We start from the raw sequence: 15763 nt of genomic DNA, 5'->3' as shown, positions 1-15763 counted from the left end.
AATTTGTGATAATTTAGATTATGATTAAGAATATTATCTTTAAAAAAATTAAATTCACAAACTTTAATCAAAAAAAATTTAATAAAATAATTAATAAAAAAGGAAATTTTGTATTTCCAGCTGCTCCAGCATTAGTAGAAATTGAAAAATCTAAATATTATTATAAATCTTTACAAGAGGCAGATTTTGTTTTTTTTGATAGTGGCTTATTTGTCATTATGTTAAAAATTTTTAGAAATATTAGTGTAAATAAATTTTCTGGTTTTAAGTTTCTAAATTTATTTTTCCTATATTTAAAAAAAAATAATAAAAAAAAAATTCTTTCAATCGATCCAAATAAAATAATTTCGATTGAAAACAAAAAATACTTTGAAAAAAAAGGTATTACAAAATTTTATAGTTATATCGCACCAATTTATAAATCTAAAAAAATTACTGATAAGAAGCTTTTAAAATTAGTTAATAAGGTTAGACCAAATTTTATTATAATTAATATAGGTGGAACGAAACAAGAAATTTTAGCTCATTACATGAAACAAAATTTAAAAAGTAAACAAACTATATTATGTACAGGTGCTGCACTTTCATTTTTGACAGGTATACAGGCACCAATTAATAAATTTTATGATAAAATTTATTTAGGATGGTTTGTTAGAATTATTTATAACCCTAAAATTTTTTTGAAAAGATACCTGTATGCCCTCGGTTTTGTTCCTATTTTTTTTAAAAATAAAATTATTATAGAATAAGCCGTTCTAATAAAATATGCTTTATTTAAAGCTATTTAAATGAATCATACAAGCTCAATAGGTTTTTTAGAAACAAATTTAAATAAAATTAAAAGTTTAACTTTTATTTTTTTAATTTTCTCATGTTTAATTCAATTAATAATATTAGAAAATTATGAAAATGTATTTTCAATATTATTTTTATTTTTGTCTAATTTATTAATTTTAAGATATTGTTTAAATCAAAACAATATTATTAACTATCCTATTTCTATTTTTGCAATTATTTTTTTTAATATTTATGCAAATGGTGGAGCTCTTTTTTTTAAGAGTATTTTGTTAGAAGACTTAACTGTAAATTTATATCAGCCTAATAAAACTTTTTTTATACTTCTATTATTTAATATATTCATCCTATTAAGTCATTTTTTTTATAAAAAAATTAAAACTCTAGAGAAATTTAAAATTAAAATTTTTAAGATATTAAATTTCATAAATATAAATGAACAAAATAAAAATGAAGTAAAAAAATTTTTCATATATCTTGGAATTACCAGTGTTTTTTTTGCAAGTATTTCTTTTACTTTTTTTGGCAGCTTTATTTATGTGCAAAATCAAGGTTCACCAAATTTATTGGGTGATTTAATTAATGGAATAAATATTTTTTATATAAGCGGTTTCATAGTTTTATTTTCAAATAATTTTTATAATTTTGACTTTTCGAGAAAAGATTATTTTTTAGTTTTTGCAAGTGGTGTACTTATTTTTTATTTATCTTTAGGGTTAAATTCAAGATCAGCTTTTTTTGATTTAGCTTTTGTAGGATTATTAATATATGTTTTTTATTACTTTATAGGCTTTTTTGAAATTAAAGTTTTAAGACTTAATAAAATATTTTTCATTTTTATCTTATTAGTCATTTCAACTAGTTTGATTGATAGATTTTCTCAAACTTACATAGAGTCAAGAGAATTGAGAGACAAAACAAACCCAATCCAAAATGTTAAAAATCATTTTTCAAGTTTTTTAGATGGAAATGCAAATAGAGAATATGAATACTTCAGTTCAATAAATATTTTTAATGAAAATTATTACAAAATTCAATTATTGAATCGAATGAATATTATTAAAGCAACAGATAATGTTATTTATGCAAAAAATTTTTTAAATACCCAGCAAATCAATAATTTAATTTCATACGAAAAAAACCAAACAATATCCATATTGCCAAATCCAATAATCAAAATATTTAGTAATACTTTTGATAAAGGAAGATATTTAAACTACACAATGACGTCAAAAATTTTTATCGAGGCTGATAGATCTTTTGGGGGATCAAAAAGTAACGGGTTGATATATCCAATAGTTTACATCTATCAAGATTTTTTAATTATAATTATGACAACTGTTATGCTTATTGTTTGTTTCTTATTTTTAGATGCTTTTTACAATCGAAATGAAAAAAAATTTTCAATTTTGCTATTTTTGTTTTTTTACTCAACTGGAGGAGGTATTGTAAACTCAATCTCTCAAGGAAGTATTTCAGATTTAACTGCTTTACTAGTTAGAGATATTCCTCAATCTTTATTAATATTATTTATTTTATACAAATCATTTTTAATAGTCTTAAAAAAGATTCGATAAAATTTTTTTAATATTTTTTTCAAAGGAAATATTATTTAAAATTGAATTAACTTTTTTGGTTCCATTAGAACTAATAAAATTTAGCTTTTTGTCATCTGCTAATATTTGATGACATTTTTTGATACAGTCATTTAAATTTTCAAAAAAAATTGCTTCAAAATTATTTTTAAAAAATTCTAAGTGAGTTTTTGTTTTTTTTGCTAATAAAAGTGTACCAATTAATGGAATTTCTAATGACCGATGTGTGATATCATCATTATTTTCAATTGATGGTAAACAGATTGAAATGTTGCCTGATTTAAGAGTTTCTACGTATTTTTTATCATTTTCAATCTTGGGGTAGAAGATATTTTTATTTGTTGTGTATAATCTGGATCTCTCCCAATGATCTCCATAAACTTGAATTTTGAATTTATTTTGTAAAAACTTTTCTACTAATTTCTCTCTTTCATTTCTGAAAGTTGATACAATAATAATTTCATTTTTTTTGATTATTTTTTTTTTTCTTAATTTTTTAAATTCATCAATTTTAATTGTTGGTGGTATCCAGATTTTATTTTTAATTTTAAATTTGATGCTATCAGCTAATCTATTTTTCTGCATAAAAATTACTAAATCAAATAAATGAAAATTATCTTTTATTAAATACCATCTTTTTCCATCATTATTTTTAAATGGATTGTCAGTACAAAAATAAATAATTTTTTTTGATTTTTTTTTTAAATAAGAAATACTTTTTTTTCCTAATAGGTTTTCATTATTAATATATATTAAATCATAATTTTGCTTAATATTTTTCTTTAAAAAGTATAAAATTAACAAATCAAATACTTTGAAATTAAAGTGCCAATTAATTTTATTGATTAAAACACAACAAAAATTAATGGTTTTTATATTTATTTTCTTAATATTTTTATAATTTTTTTTTAAAATTTTATATTGATAATACGAATAACCAATTTTGTTATCATCACCTAAAAATAAAATTTTCATTTTTAGTTTATAATTTTCTTTAAAGATTTAAAACAACTTTCAAAATTATATTTGGAAATTATTTTCTGACTGTATTTTTTATGAGCTTGCAATTTTTTTTTATTATTTATGTAATATAACATCTTAGCATAAAGATCGTCAGAGTTTTTGGATTTAAACAAATAACCATTTTTATTTTTAACGATAAGATCTGCAGCACATCCAACCATATTTGATGCAATAATAGCATTTCCTGAGCACATAGCCTCATTCACAACTAGACCCCATGGTTCAATTTTTGAAGGAACAATTAATATGTCAGATTTCTTATAAAATTTTTTTAATTTATTTTGATTTATAAAACCATGAAATTTTACAAAGTTTATTTTTTTTATTTTAATTTTGTTTTTATAAATTTTTAAAAGTTCACCACTACCAATAATATCAAAAAAAACGTTTGTTTTTGGTGCAATTTTGACTATTGCTTCAAACAGGACATCTATACCTTTTAATGAATTAATTTTTCCTACAAATAAAAAATTAATATTTTTTTTAATTTTATTTATCTTATTAAAAAAAAATTCATTGTTTACTACATATGGAACCCTAACAATTTTACTTTGTTTTATATTTTTTGATAAATAGTACTCTTTATTAAGCTTTCCAATAGCTAGATAATAATCAATAAAAAGATCAATAAAATTGTAATAAATTTTATTTAAAAATATATTAATTTTGTTTCTATTTTTACTATATTTATTACTTTCTTCTCTAATCAATACTTTTTTTCCTATAATTGAAGCAAGAATAATTACTAAAAAATTATAAAAATTTTTTGTACCATGTAACCAAATAAATTTTGTTTTTGGATTAAATAAAAATGAGAAATTATATTTATTAATTTTGAAATAGTTGTAGTTTTTTATTAAATTTTGATCCCATAATATTTTTTTTTTAAAATTTTTATCGTAAAATTTACCCGTGGTATGCAAACTTTTATAAGCAACCGTAATGTCAATTTTTTTTTTTACCAAATACTTTATCAAAGGAGTTTGGTATTGTATTGGATGACTAAGAATATATATAATTTTCATAAGTTATTTTTGATCCATATACTGAAAGAATTGTTTATTTTTAAATTATAGTTTTTGTCAAAACAAATTAGGGCTTGTTTTGATAATTTATTTTTTTTTTCATATGAAATTGATAATAAGCTTTCAATACTTCTTTTTAATGAATTTACATTTAATTGATGCACTAGACCGCAAGAGAATTTTTTAATTATTTTAGAAATTCCTACTTTGTTTGAAATAATTACTGGTTTACCTACTGAAAGACTTTCAACTACCGAAACTCCAAAATTTTCACCATAAGATGGTAAAATAGTAAATTCTGAAAATTTTAGAAGATTCCATTTATCATTTCCCTGAACAAACCCAGTAAAAAAAATTTTATTTTTCAATTTGTTTGATTGAATTAATTTATCAATTTTTTCTTTGTATTTTTTATTATGAATAGGCCCTGATAGAACTAAGCAGTAATTTTTTTTTATTTTTATTTTTGAAAACGCATTAATTAAAAGATCTAAACCTTTTTTTGGATCTATTCTTCCTATAAATAGAATATATTTTTGTTCTTTTAGATATGGATGTTTTTTCAATAATTTAAATTTACTTAAATTGAATTTTGGTTTTATTATTCCATAATTAACTTTTTTAATTTTAATACCATCAGTATCTACAAACGTTTTTTTTAAATGATTTATTTCTTCATCTGAATTTACAAGTACAGAATTAGATTTAATTAAATTACCTCTTTCGAATAAAAACCAATATATTTTTTTCTTTAAGGTTTTAGTTTTTTCTTTACCAAAATATGGATCCAGCATTCCATGTGTAAAAACATGATATTTTTTTTTTAGAATTATCCTAGCAATTAAAGTTTGGAACTGCCACAAGCCATGAATAAAAAATTTATGATATTTTTTTCTGTTTTTAATTAACCAAAAAATTAATTTTATACTTAATCCATATTTAAAAAATCGATTATTTAAGCCAATATATTTTATATTTTTGCTATATTTGTACCTACTATTTTTACCCAAATGTATGATGTCATGTTTGATATTATTGTTAAAATTTGACTTAGCCATATCGGCTAAACTATGAGATGGTCCCCCATCTTTTAATTTTACGCTGTCAATTATACTGGCAACATTAATTTTAGACGTCATCAATTAATTTTTTAAAAATATTGTTTCTATTATATTTACCACTATTAAATAAAAATGATATTTTAAGAATGTTTATATCTACCAACATTCTAAACCATAAAGTTTGCCAGAAACAAAATCTAAGACCATTTATGCCATCTAAAAAACCTAAATTAAAAATAAATCTATAAAAGAATAAAAAAATTGGCCTGACAAAAATTGGAAATCTGTAATATATTTTTTTTCTAATAACCTTAATTTTCATTTGTTCTTTGGAAAATTTTTTATTATTTAAATTTTTTTCAAATTTAAATCTTATAGCTTCTTTAATTGCGTACTCTTTATGTTTTTTTTTCCAAAAATTAAATTTGCTTTTATTGTGATCAAATAAGGAAATATTTAGATTTATTATTTTAGGCTCGCAAATAATTTCTTCATCAAAAAGTGTATTTTCACAAATTCCTTTTCCATTTTTCCAAATTCTTAATTTTTTTTGAGGGAAAACTCCACCATACTTAATTTCTTTTTCATTAAAAAAATATCTTCTTGTAACATTTATACCATTAATATTATTTGGTAAATTTTTTAAACTTTGGTCTAATTTTTTAAAAAAATTTTTTTCTACAAATTCATCTGCATCTATTCTCATTAACCATTTTGTTTTTGAATTACTAAGTTTGATTGCTGAATTTAATTGATCTGAATGGTTTTTAAATTTCTTTTTTATAAATTCTATTTTTTTTGATTTAATAATGCTTATTGTTTTATCGGTTGAAAAACTGTCTAAAATAAAAATTTTTTTGACTTTACCAATCAACGAATCAAGACACCTTTTTATATGCTTGTCTTCATTATAGGTAATGATTATAGCAGTGATATCACTCAATTTTTTTGATTTTTTCATCATTTTTAAATGTAAATATGACTTAGTGTATAAATATATATTACATATTAAATGATTGTTTAAATAATTACTCATAATAAATTTTTAATGGAAAAAACCTTATTCAGCACCTTATCTAAAATAGCAGAAGGTTTAGAAATTAAATATTATTGGATTGTTTTTTTAAAATATTTAAAACCGATATTTTTCATATCATTTTTAATATCTTTATTAGTATTATTAATTTCATTAAACATTGAAAAAAAATACAGAAGTTATGCAACAATAGTAATAGAGGCTGATGAAAGTCAAAAAATTGTAAATATTGAGGAAGTTTATTCTTTAGATAATCAAGCTAGTAGAATTAATAATCAAATTGCAATTTTAAATAGTGATGATGTGGTTGATTATATTGTTAATGACAAAATCATTCTTTCAGAATTTCAACAACTTTTTAGAGGCCTTGAGCCGAGTTTAATTAAAAGACTTTTTGTAAAAAAAGAAGATATCAGCAAGGAAGGCCTTAGAGGTTATTTAAAATCAAATTTTTCAGTAAATAATATTCCTCGAAGTGATGTTTTAGAATTAACTTTTATTTCAGCTAGTCCTAAAATATCAAAATTAGCACTTCAAAATATTATCAAATCTTATCAAAGATATGAAATAGACTCTAAGATAGTAATCACTTCTTATGCTAATGAAAAAATTTCAGATAGACTTAAAGAACTTACAAAACAAATGGAAAGTGCTGAAAAAAATTTAGCAAAATATAAAGAGGAAAATAATTTAGTAGATACTGGAGATGTTAAAGAATTAAAAATTAAACAAATAGAAAATTTGTCTGATACTATCTTAGAACTTCAGGACAAAGTAAATCAATATCAATCTGATCTTCTTGCAATTAAATTAGCGAAAGGTGATGTCAATCAATTGACTTCCATACAAGACTTAATGATTAGACCAGAAATAAAAAATATTTATGAAAGTTTAATGGGTTCTAGAAATAATCTTGAGTCATTAAGATTGTTGTATACCAATGAACACCCTAAAGTAAAAAAAGCATTACAAACAATAGCTTCTTATGAGGCCCAATTGGTAAAAATAATTAATGATAATATTGATAAAAAAACTTTTGAATTAACAAATTTAAAAAATTCAATAGATATAAATAAAAAATCGTTAACTAACGCAACAAAAGAGCTTAGAGATTTGGAAGAAAAAGAATCTGGAATGTTAAAGTTTTCTAGAGAAGTTTCTAGTAGCCGAAAACTTTATGAAACTTTTTTACAAAGAGTAAAAGAAACAAATGAAGCTCAAAATTTACAAATTTCAAATGTAAAAATAATAGAAGATCCTATTGCTTCAAATACACCAGTTTCTCCAAATATTAAGAAAAATACTATTTTAGCATTTTTATTTTCTGCGATAGGAGTTTATTTTTATTTATTTTATAGAGATTTAAATAGCTCAACTGTAAAAGATCCAACCTCATTAGATATGTTTGACACATTAGTTTTGGCAAATTTACCCAAAGTAAATATTTCACGTAAAGGTTTTCATGTGATGCAAATGTTTTTGGAAGATAATGAATCTGCTTTTGCAGAAGCTGTAAGAAATGCTCGAACTGTAATGGAGTCTAAATTTAAACCTAATAAAAGTTATTTAGTAACTTCAAGCAGCCCATCTGAGGGTAAAACAACAGTAGCATTTAATTTAGCTTTATCTTTACAAAAAAATTATAAAGTTTTATTAATTGAGGCCGATATTAGAAAACCTTCTGTTGCCGCAAGTTATTATGAGTTTGATGAAAATCATAAAGGTCTTAGTGAAATTTTGACTAATGAAGTTTCTTTTTCAGATACAATACAAAAGGTTCCTGGAACTAAATTAGAATTTATTAGCTCAGGAAAAAGAAGAAGCGATCTATCTGATATAGTTAATGTAGCTAAATTTAAAAAATTTTTAGATGTTCTTAATAAAAAATATGATTATGTAATTGTAGATAGTGCACCAATATTACCAGTTTCTGACACCTTGGTGCTGGCACAAGCAAGCGACTATATATTTTACGTCACTAGATCTAATGTTACTGGTGTTTTATCTTTAATGTCTGGGATTAAAAAACTTAAAAATATAAACAGAAATGTAAATGCATTTATTTTAAATGATCTAGATATATCTAAAAATAGTTATTACGGTTATTACTATCAGCAACCATATTATTATTCAGGTGAGGAAAAACCATATTAGAATAATTTTTTACTATGCTAAATCTTGAAAAATTATTTCAAAAAGATGACGAAATATTTGTTTTTTATAGTTTTTTGTCTCAAGCTATAATTGCTTTTTTTGCTTTATATACATCAACAATTTTATCAGAAAATACTTTATTAGAACTTTTTTATTTTTCTTACTTTGTAAAATCACAATATTTTTATTTTGTATTATGTGTTTTTGTACTTTATTTGTTATCTTATTTACTAATTCGGAATAGAAAAAATTATGTAAAAACATTTCATTATTTTATCAAAAGGGATATTAAATTTTTTTCAACAATCTATTTTTTTTTATTTGTAATATTTTTTTTTTTAAATAATCAGAAAATTAGCTACATATGGTTTTTAAACTCTTTTATTTTTTCTTTATTAAATTTATTCTTATTAAAAGCCTTAAATAACCAGATATATAAATATTTAATAATCAATAATGTTATCCAAAGAAATATTTTGATTATTGCAAATTTTGCTACAGTTAAAAAATTTGTTGAAAGTTATAAAAATAAAAAAAAAAAATCTCTCATAAAATGTTGCATAATTACAGATTCTAATATTGAAAATTATTTTAATGAGTTAAAAATACCTAATTTTAAATTTAATGATAATATTTATGAAATATTAAATTATCATCATATTGGTCAAATCTGGCTTGAAATTGATAACAAACGTGAGAATTCGAAGCTAGAAGAATTATTAAAATTACCTTTCGATATAAAAATATTCTCAGGAATTAATAATAAAGAAAATATAAATTATTATATTGAAAAATTTAATATCACCTCAACATCAGATAAAAAAAATAATTATATTTTTTATTCTATAAATAATTCTAGGTTTACAGGAGCACCTTTGCTTGTAAAGTTTTTAATTGATAAGGTATTTGCTATTTTAATATTATTAATAACCTCACCAATCATTTTGATTTCTATTTTGTTAATTCTTGCTGAAGATGGGTTTCCAATTATATTTAAGCAAAAAAGAACAGGTTGGGATGGAAGAAAGTTTAGTATTTTTAAACTTAGAACTTTAAAGAAAGAAAAATTTGATAAATCTATACAAGTTCAAGCAGGAGACAAAAGATTACTTTTTTTTGGCAAATTTCTAAGAAGATTAAGCATTGATGAGCTTCCTCAAATCTACAATGTGTTAAGAGGAGACATGTCTTTAGTGGGTCCAAGACCTCATATGATTGAGCATAGCAAAAAATATTCGAATATAATTAAAAATTTTTTAACAAGACATAAATGTAATCCAGGGATAACAGGGTGGGCACAAATACACGGTTATAGAGGAGCAACACCAGATGATGAATTAATGAAAAAAAGATTAGAATACGATATTTGGTATTTAAAAAATTGGTCAATAGGATTGGATTTAAAGATAATGTTCAAAACTATTTATGCTATTCTCAAATATAAAGTCGATTAGCTTAGTTCAATTGACAACTATAGATTGAAATAATATTTTCTAAAAGATGATTCGATTTATAAAAAAAAATTTTTTAGAAAACCCTAAATTTGAGGATTTTAAAAAAAGAAACTTTAAGAGAGAGCTTTTTTTTAAATTTCAAAAAATTAAATCTAGAATTAATCCAAATCAATTCATCTCAAATACTCCAGAACTAAAAATTGAAAAAAATAATCTGCAAGATCAGAATGTAAAAATATTTAATGAGCCAATAAAAAAGCAAATTAATTTAGATATAAAAATAACACCAGAAAGAAATAAAGAAATTATAAATAATGATAACAAGTTTTTAAAAAAGAAATTAAAGAGAAAACTTGGAAGATTGAAAAGAAAGATTAAAAGATATAAAGTTAGTTCGAGCGAGAATATTAATAGTAAAAAAATTGTGTTTAATATGAATGAAGGTGATGAAAAACTTAATCAATTGAATTTAAAAATAAAAGAGATGCAAAATGAGTTAAGTAAAATTCATGAAGTAGATGATAAAGATTCTCAAGATGTCATTAAAGTTAAAAATAAATATAAGAGAAAAATTAAGAAATTAAGAAATAAGATTAATAAACTAACTAAAAATAATGAAAAAGTAAGCAACGTTGTAAACTTAAAAACAACATTATTTGAAAACGATAGAGCTGATGAAACTAAGCAATTAAAAGAACAACCTGAAGTTGACTTAAGATCAGAAGAAATTATAGATTTAGAAAGTCAATTGGACTTTTATAAAAAAGAAAATCAAGAACTAAAAAATGAAATTGACAAACAAAATTCATCTCAAAAAATAAATCAAGAACAAAAAAATATAACAGAAGAACTTGAGTTAAAAATCAAACATTATCAAGATGAGAATATTAGATTGTCAAATCTTATTACAAGCCAAAATAGAAAAATAGAAATTATGTCATCTCAAATTCAAAATTTTGAAAATTTGAAAAACAAACTTTATCAACAAGTCAATATTCTTGGTGATACACTTTTAGATAATGATAATGTTGAAAATATTTTTGAAAACAATTCAATGAATAATGAAAAAGAATTAGCTGAAGAAAATTCAAAAGAAGTAAAAGTTGTGAATTCAGATAATATTTCAATAAAAAAAGAATATACACCTAAAGTAACTAGAAATTTAGAAGTAAATGATAATTATTTAGATCAAGAAATAAATAAAATTTTTTCTGAATAAAAAGTTTATCTTTCTAAAAAATCGAATTAATTTGAAGCTATTAATGCTAAATATTTTTAATCATTATAAGCTTCTTATTATTTTTTTATTTACGCTAATTGTTAATATACAACCTAATGCAATTAGTGCTATCAATGAGGAAGAGATCAAAAGTCAAATTTCTTTAATTGAAAGAAATTTAAAAGAATATGAAATTACGAAGTCATCTAATTTACTAGATATAAATGATAATTTAATTAAAAGATTGACTTTAGAATTAGAAGAAGAAAGTCTTGATAATAAAATTCTTTTATTTCAAGAGCTATCAGACACGTTAACTTCGATTAAAGCAAATGTAATACTCAAAATAATTGAAAAAGATGCAAAAAATAACGGTAGTTTGAAAATTTTAAATAACCAACAGTTAAAGGATATTACACAGCTATTTGAAGACACAATTCCAAATATTTACGACGATACCAGAGAAACTAATGATAATGCTTATTTATTAGCCTCAATTTTAAATGAGTCAGAGGAAAGACTCTGTAATAATATTGTCAAACAAATATCAAATACGTCTATAGACAACAATAATTCAAATTCATTAGCAACCAATGTAATCTATTTTGCATCAGAAATTAATTCTGAATTTTTATCAATAGTAAATAAAACTGAAAAAGAAAAATTAATTAAACAATCAATCAATGAAGTAAATTATGACTTGAATATTAATAAAAAATCAGTTGAAAAAAAAATTTCAAAGGATAATTACACCAAAAATAGTTTAGTGGCATTAAGTACCGCAATTCTTAAATCAAGTGAAGATATATCAAATAATATTATTCAAAATATAAATAACCTAGATAAAAAGGATAAAGAAGTAATTTCATTTAAACTAACAGAACAGTCATTAGAGTTAGATGAATGGAAAAAATCAGAGGATTTAAATATAATAAATAACAAAGTAAAATTTGCTGAAAATATTTTTTCTTCAGGATTTTCAAAAGTAGATGATAAAAAGATAGAGTTAGCAAAAAATGTTATTGAAAAATCTGACGTTAATACATCAGAAATTTTAGTTAGATCAATAATTGATACTCATATTAAAGAAGAGAATAATTTTTTCACATTAGAAGAAAATGTTGTTAGTAATTTAAGTAATATTTTTGAAGCAGCAAAAGTAAATAAAGCACAAATATTTAGTTCAAATAGTGAAGCCGATGAAGTTTTGGATAGTTTGTTTAATAATAAATTGTCATCAGGACTTCTAAGAAATAATAAATTACAATCAGCTTATGTTCTCGTAAAAAAAAAAAGATTTGACTTAGATAATGTTTCACCAAATTAAGACTAGTCAATTTTCATTAAACAAAACTTATCAAATAATATTTTGTTTTTTTATTTTTTTTACAACAATTTTCAACGCATCAAATTCATTCTTATTAATTAAAATTAATTTTATAATTTTGTTATTTTTTTTATTTTCTTAATTTTAGATAAAAAATATAAAAAAAATTTTATTTATTCTATAAAAACAAACAAAAAAATATTTGTTTTATTTGTTGTATTTATTCTTTATTTAATATTTCAAATTATTCCACTACCTAATAATTTTTTAAATCTTATTTCAGAAAACTCATACAATTTTTATTATGGAATTAATTTAAAAAAATATAATCCAGTAACTTTAAACGTTTACTTTTCTATTCATGAAATTATTAGTTACTTAAATATTTTTTTCATAGTCGTTTTAACTAATTTAATTTTTTATAAAAAAAAACACACCAATAGGTATTTTATCTACTTTTCAATAATTGGCTTTATTCATGCTTTTTTTGCAGTTTTTTGGTTGCTTATAGGAAATCCTGAATTTCTATTCAAAGAGACAATGTATTATTCGAATTCTGCAACAGGTTTTTTTATTAACCGAACTAATTTTGCTTTTTTTTTAGTTTTAACTTTTTTAATAAGTCTAAATTATTTATTTTTTAATTATAAAAAAATTATTCCTACAGAAAATGATTTCAATGTCGTCTATGTAAGAATATTCATCTTGTTTATATCAATTGGTATAATTTCAACTTTTTCAAGATTAGGTAATTTATATTTGTTTTTTTCAATATTATTTTATTTCATTTTAACTTTAAAAAATCAGAAAAATTTTTTAAATCAGTTTTCTTTATTTTTTATTGTTCTAATCCTATTTGATATTTTAGTTATGGGTCTTTATTTTGGAGGTAATGAGTTAATTTCTAGGTTTGATTTTTTTAACTATGAATTACTCTCTAATATTGAAAATCAAAATTCTATCTCTGGACAAATTGAAATTACAAATAATTTATCTCGAATTAATTTAATTTTATTAAGTTTAAATTTTTTTAAGAGTTTTCCTTATTTTGGATATGGAGCTGGTTCTTTTGAACCTGCCTTCTTTTTATTATTTGAAAATATCCAAAATGTATACGCTAATCATGCTCATTCTGATTTTGTAGAATTATTAGGGGAGATAGGAATTTTTGGTTTTTTAATTTTTTTATTAATTTTTGTTAACATTATAATTAAAGGTATACACACATTTAAAAACAAAACCAATAATGCTTATGTTTTGCTCATACCTTTGTTAATAATATTTTTGTTTAATGGATTTTTTGATTTCTCACTAAATATTCCAAGCAATCAATTTTTATTTGCAAGTTTAGTTTCTTTTAGTTTAAAAAAATATTTGTAAACTTTCTACTGAACATTGACACTATTAGCGTCTAGCCCATTTTGAATGATTGGATTATATGATTTAAATAAATCTGTTTGAGGTAATAATAAACTAATTACTCTATTCCATTTAACTATGTCAGACGCAGGTATATAAACGATATCTTTTGCTTCTAAATTAAAATATTTACCTGCAACTAAGTTCACCGGGTTTTTAACATTAATTTTATAAACATCGATAGTTAGTTCTTCCTCATAATTTTCTCGGATCACAAATATTTCTTTTGCATCTGCGGTCAAATTATTTATTCCACTATCAGACAAAACTTGAGTTAAATTATACCCCGCATAAGGAAAGAAAGATCCTTGAATATTTGCTTCCCCAAAGACAAGTATTGAGTCTGGATTACGATCAATAAAAATCACATCATCTTTTTTAAGAAAAAAGTTTTTTCTCTCATCTATTCCAGTGATTGCATTTTTTAAATCCATTTTATAAACTGCCCCATCTCTTCTAATAACACCAGATGTACTAGATAAATTGTCATTTCCAGTGGTATTGATATTAGCTTTTATAATCGCATCTAAAATTCTCATAGGTTTATCATCCAAATCAATAATTAATTGATTTCGAACTGTACCTGTTACATATACCTTGCTGCTAGCAAAAGTTACGATATCTAATTGTAGATCAGGATTTACATAATATTTTTTTAAAACATTAGAGATTAAATTTTGAGCTTCCTCTGCGCCTTTATTCTTTACATTAATCTTGCCAACATATGGCAAATCAATATCTCCAGAAGGATCAACTAAATAATTCCCATCAATATCATCTGTTTCAGTTAAATTGATATTTATTTCATCCCCTCCACCAAGTTGATAATCATACTCGTAATCATAAAAACCATAATAATCTTTGATTACTTCAGCATCAGTATCTTTAATAATACCACTGTTTAAATTACTTATTTCATTAAAATCCATTTCACCCAAATCATGAAGCACAATATTAATATTAGGATTTACTGAACTATTCTTAATTATATTTGGTTTTTCACTAATACCAGGGGAAACAGCGCATGAATTCAAAAAACTCATTAAGCCTAAAAAAAACAAAGTATAAATTAATTTAATATTTTTTATCATTCGTTAATATTTTATACTTATTATTAATATTGAATAAATTTAATACCTTTTTTTTTTAAATTTAGCAGGATTACCAGCATAAACTGAGTTTCTCTTAGTATGATGAACCAAATTGCTGTTTGCTAGTAAAACCGATTCTCTATCCATCATGACACCAGGACCCACAAAGCAATATGCAGCTACCCAAACATTTTGCTTAATAAATATTGGGGATCTAGTTAATTCAAAGCTTTTAGATTTGTAATTGTGGCTTGCAGTACATAAGAAAGTATTTTGACTTATTATTGAGTTTTGTTGAATTGTTATTTTATCATAATTATAACAATCTACATTTCTTCCTAAACAACTATTTTTTCCCATGATTAAATTCCATGGCATAAATATTTTTGCAGATGGGTAAATTTTTGAAGTCCATTCAATTTTAGCTCCAAATAGTTTCAAGATGAATACTCGCCATGAGTTAAAAGGGAAAATTGGTGGAGTAAACTTGCAGAATAATATCCAGATAATTTGCCAAAAAACTCTTAAGATCTTCAATGAAAAGGGCAGTTTATACTTCTTCAA

The 15763-nt window shown here is 22.3% G+C and carries 13 protein-coding genes; 7 read left to right on the top strand and 6 right to left on the bottom strand.

The genetic code is table 11. The features are described from left to right. Positions 1-20 precede the first annotated feature (20 nt). Together ACTTAR_RS06390 and ACTTAR_RS06385 are read left to right on the top strand one after the other, a co-directional pair. Positions 21-749, top strand: coding sequence for a WecB/TagA/CpsF family glycosyltransferase (locus ACTTAR_RS06390; RefSeq protein WP_440698041.1), 729 nt, complete (start codon positions 21-23; stop codon positions 747-749). A 39-nt stretch (positions 750-788) separates the two neighbouring features. After that, the gene (locus ACTTAR_RS06385) at positions 789-2372 is read left to right on the top strand and encodes a hypothetical protein (RefSeq protein WP_440698040.1); all 1584 of its coding nucleotides are present in this window, start codon (positions 789-791) and stop codon (positions 2370-2372) included. Here the strand turns inward: ACTTAR_RS06385 and ACTTAR_RS06380 are convergent. From ACTTAR_RS06380 to ACTTAR_RS06365, 4 genes are read right to left on the bottom strand one after another with little or no spacing between them, the layout of a single operon-like run. Further along, a complete protein-coding gene (locus ACTTAR_RS06380; RefSeq protein WP_440698039.1) occupies positions 2355-3365 on the bottom strand; it encodes a glycosyltransferase family protein in 1011 nt (336 codons plus the stop codon). The genes ACTTAR_RS06385 and ACTTAR_RS06380 overlap by 18 nt on opposite strands. A gap of 2 nt (positions 3366-3367) precedes the next feature. Further along, positions 3368-4438, bottom strand: coding sequence for a glycosyltransferase family 4 protein (locus ACTTAR_RS06375; RefSeq protein WP_440698038.1), 1071 nt, complete (start codon positions 4436-4438; stop codon positions 3368-3370). Next, entirely contained in the window at positions 4435-5577 is a 1143-nt protein-coding gene (locus tag ACTTAR_RS06370; RefSeq protein WP_440680959.1) for a glycosyltransferase, read from the bottom strand. Before ACTTAR_RS06370 ends, ACTTAR_RS06375 begins: the two co-directional genes overlap by 4 nt. Further along, positions 5567-6535: a glycosyltransferase family 2 protein gene (locus ACTTAR_RS06365; protein ID WP_440698037.1), complete on the bottom strand. Its 969-nt coding sequence runs from the start codon at positions 6533-6535 to the stop codon at positions 5567-5569. Before ACTTAR_RS06365 ends, ACTTAR_RS06370 begins: the two co-directional genes overlap by 11 nt. A gap of 12 nt (positions 6536-6547) precedes the next feature. On the opposite strand from ACTTAR_RS06365, the gene ACTTAR_RS06360 reads away from it, so the two are divergent. The 5 genes from ACTTAR_RS06360 to ACTTAR_RS06340 all read left to right on the top strand — a co-directional run bounded on the left by ACTTAR_RS06360 (position 6548) and on the right by ACTTAR_RS06340 (position 14069). Further along, positions 6548-8689: a GumC family protein gene (locus ACTTAR_RS06360; protein WP_440698036.1), complete on the top strand. Its 2142-nt coding sequence runs from the start codon at positions 6548-6550 to the stop codon at positions 8687-8689. Positions 8690-8703: 14 nt separating this feature from the next. Then, positions 8704-10143, top strand: coding sequence for an exopolysaccharide biosynthesis polyprenyl glycosylphosphotransferase (locus tag ACTTAR_RS06355; RefSeq protein ID WP_440698035.1), 1440 nt, complete (start codon positions 8704-8706; stop codon positions 10141-10143). A gap of 46 nt (positions 10144-10189) precedes the next feature. Next, entirely contained in the window at positions 10190-11362 is a 1173-nt protein-coding gene (locus tag ACTTAR_RS06350; protein WP_440698034.1) for a hypothetical protein, read from the top strand. 43 nt (positions 11363-11405) lie between these two features. After that, a complete protein-coding gene (locus ACTTAR_RS06345; protein WP_440698033.1) occupies positions 11406-12689 on the top strand; it encodes a hypothetical protein in 1284 nt (427 codons plus the stop codon). Positions 12690-13229: 540 nt separating this feature from the next. Further along, positions 13230-14069: an O-antigen ligase family protein gene (locus ACTTAR_RS06340; protein WP_440698032.1), complete on the top strand. Its 840-nt coding sequence runs from the start codon at positions 13230-13232 to the stop codon at positions 14067-14069. A gap of 5 nt (positions 14070-14074) precedes the next feature. On the opposite strand, the gene ACTTAR_RS06335 is transcribed toward ACTTAR_RS06340, so the two are convergent. Together ACTTAR_RS06335 and ACTTAR_RS06330 are read right to left on the bottom strand one after the other, a co-directional pair. Continuing rightward, positions 14075-15199: a polysaccharide biosynthesis/export family protein gene (locus ACTTAR_RS06335; protein WP_440698031.1), complete on the bottom strand. Its 1125-nt coding sequence runs from the start codon at positions 15197-15199 to the stop codon at positions 14075-14077. Between the two features lie 39 nt (positions 15200-15238). After that, the gene (locus ACTTAR_RS06330) at positions 15239-15640 is read right to left on the bottom strand and encodes a putative colanic acid biosynthesis acetyltransferase (protein WP_440680948.1); all 402 of its coding nucleotides are present in this window, start codon (positions 15638-15640) and stop codon (positions 15239-15241) included. Between the last annotated feature and the right edge of the window lie 123 nt (positions 15641-15763).

It is taken from the genome of Candidatus Pelagibacter sp. HIMB1709 (assembly GCF_052047635.1).
Classification (GTDB): Bacteria; Pseudomonadota; Alphaproteobacteria; order Pelagibacterales; family Pelagibacteraceae; genus Pelagibacter.
Note: the sequence above shows the minus strand (reverse complement) of the source record. Positions and strands in the feature narration are given on the sequence as shown.

Coding starts and splice junctions, on each gene's coding strand:
- ACTTAR_RS06390 (WP_440698041.1), top strand. CDS start 21: ATGATTAAGAATATTATCTTTAAAAAAATTAAATTCACAAACTTTAAT.
- ACTTAR_RS06385 (WP_440698040.1), top strand. CDS start 789: ATGAATCATACAAGCTCAATAGGTTTTTTAGAAACAAATTTAAATAAA.
- ACTTAR_RS06380 (WP_440698039.1), bottom strand. CDS start 3,365: ATGAAAATTTTATTTTTAGGTGATGATAACAAAATTGGTTATTCGTAT.
- ACTTAR_RS06375 (WP_440698038.1), bottom strand. CDS start 4,438: ATGAAAATTATATATATTCTTAGTCATCCAATACAATACCAAACTCCT.
- ACTTAR_RS06370 (WP_440680959.1), bottom strand. CDS start 5,577: ATGACGTCTAAAATTAATGTTGCCAGTATAATTGACAGCGTAAAATTA.
- ACTTAR_RS06365 (WP_440698037.1), bottom strand. CDS start 6,535: ATGAGTAATTATTTAAACAATCATTTAATATGTAATATATATTTATAC.
- ACTTAR_RS06360 (WP_440698036.1), top strand. CDS start 6,548: ATGGAAAAAACCTTATTCAGCACCTTATCTAAAATAGCAGAAGGTTTA.
- ACTTAR_RS06355 (WP_440698035.1), top strand. CDS start 8,704: ATGCTAAATCTTGAAAAATTATTTCAAAAAGATGACGAAATATTTGTT.
- ACTTAR_RS06350 (WP_440698034.1), top strand. CDS start 10,190: ATGATTCGATTTATAAAAAAAAATTTTTTAGAAAACCCTAAATTTGAG.
- ACTTAR_RS06345 (WP_440698033.1), top strand. CDS start 11,406: ATGCTAAATATTTTTAATCATTATAAGCTTCTTATTATTTTTTTATTT.
- ACTTAR_RS06340 (WP_440698032.1), top strand. CDS start 13,230: ATGTATTATTCGAATTCTGCAACAGGTTTTTTTATTAACCGAACTAAT.
- ACTTAR_RS06335 (WP_440698031.1), bottom strand. CDS start 15,199: ATGATAAAAAATATTAAATTAATTTATACTTTGTTTTTTTTAGGCTTA.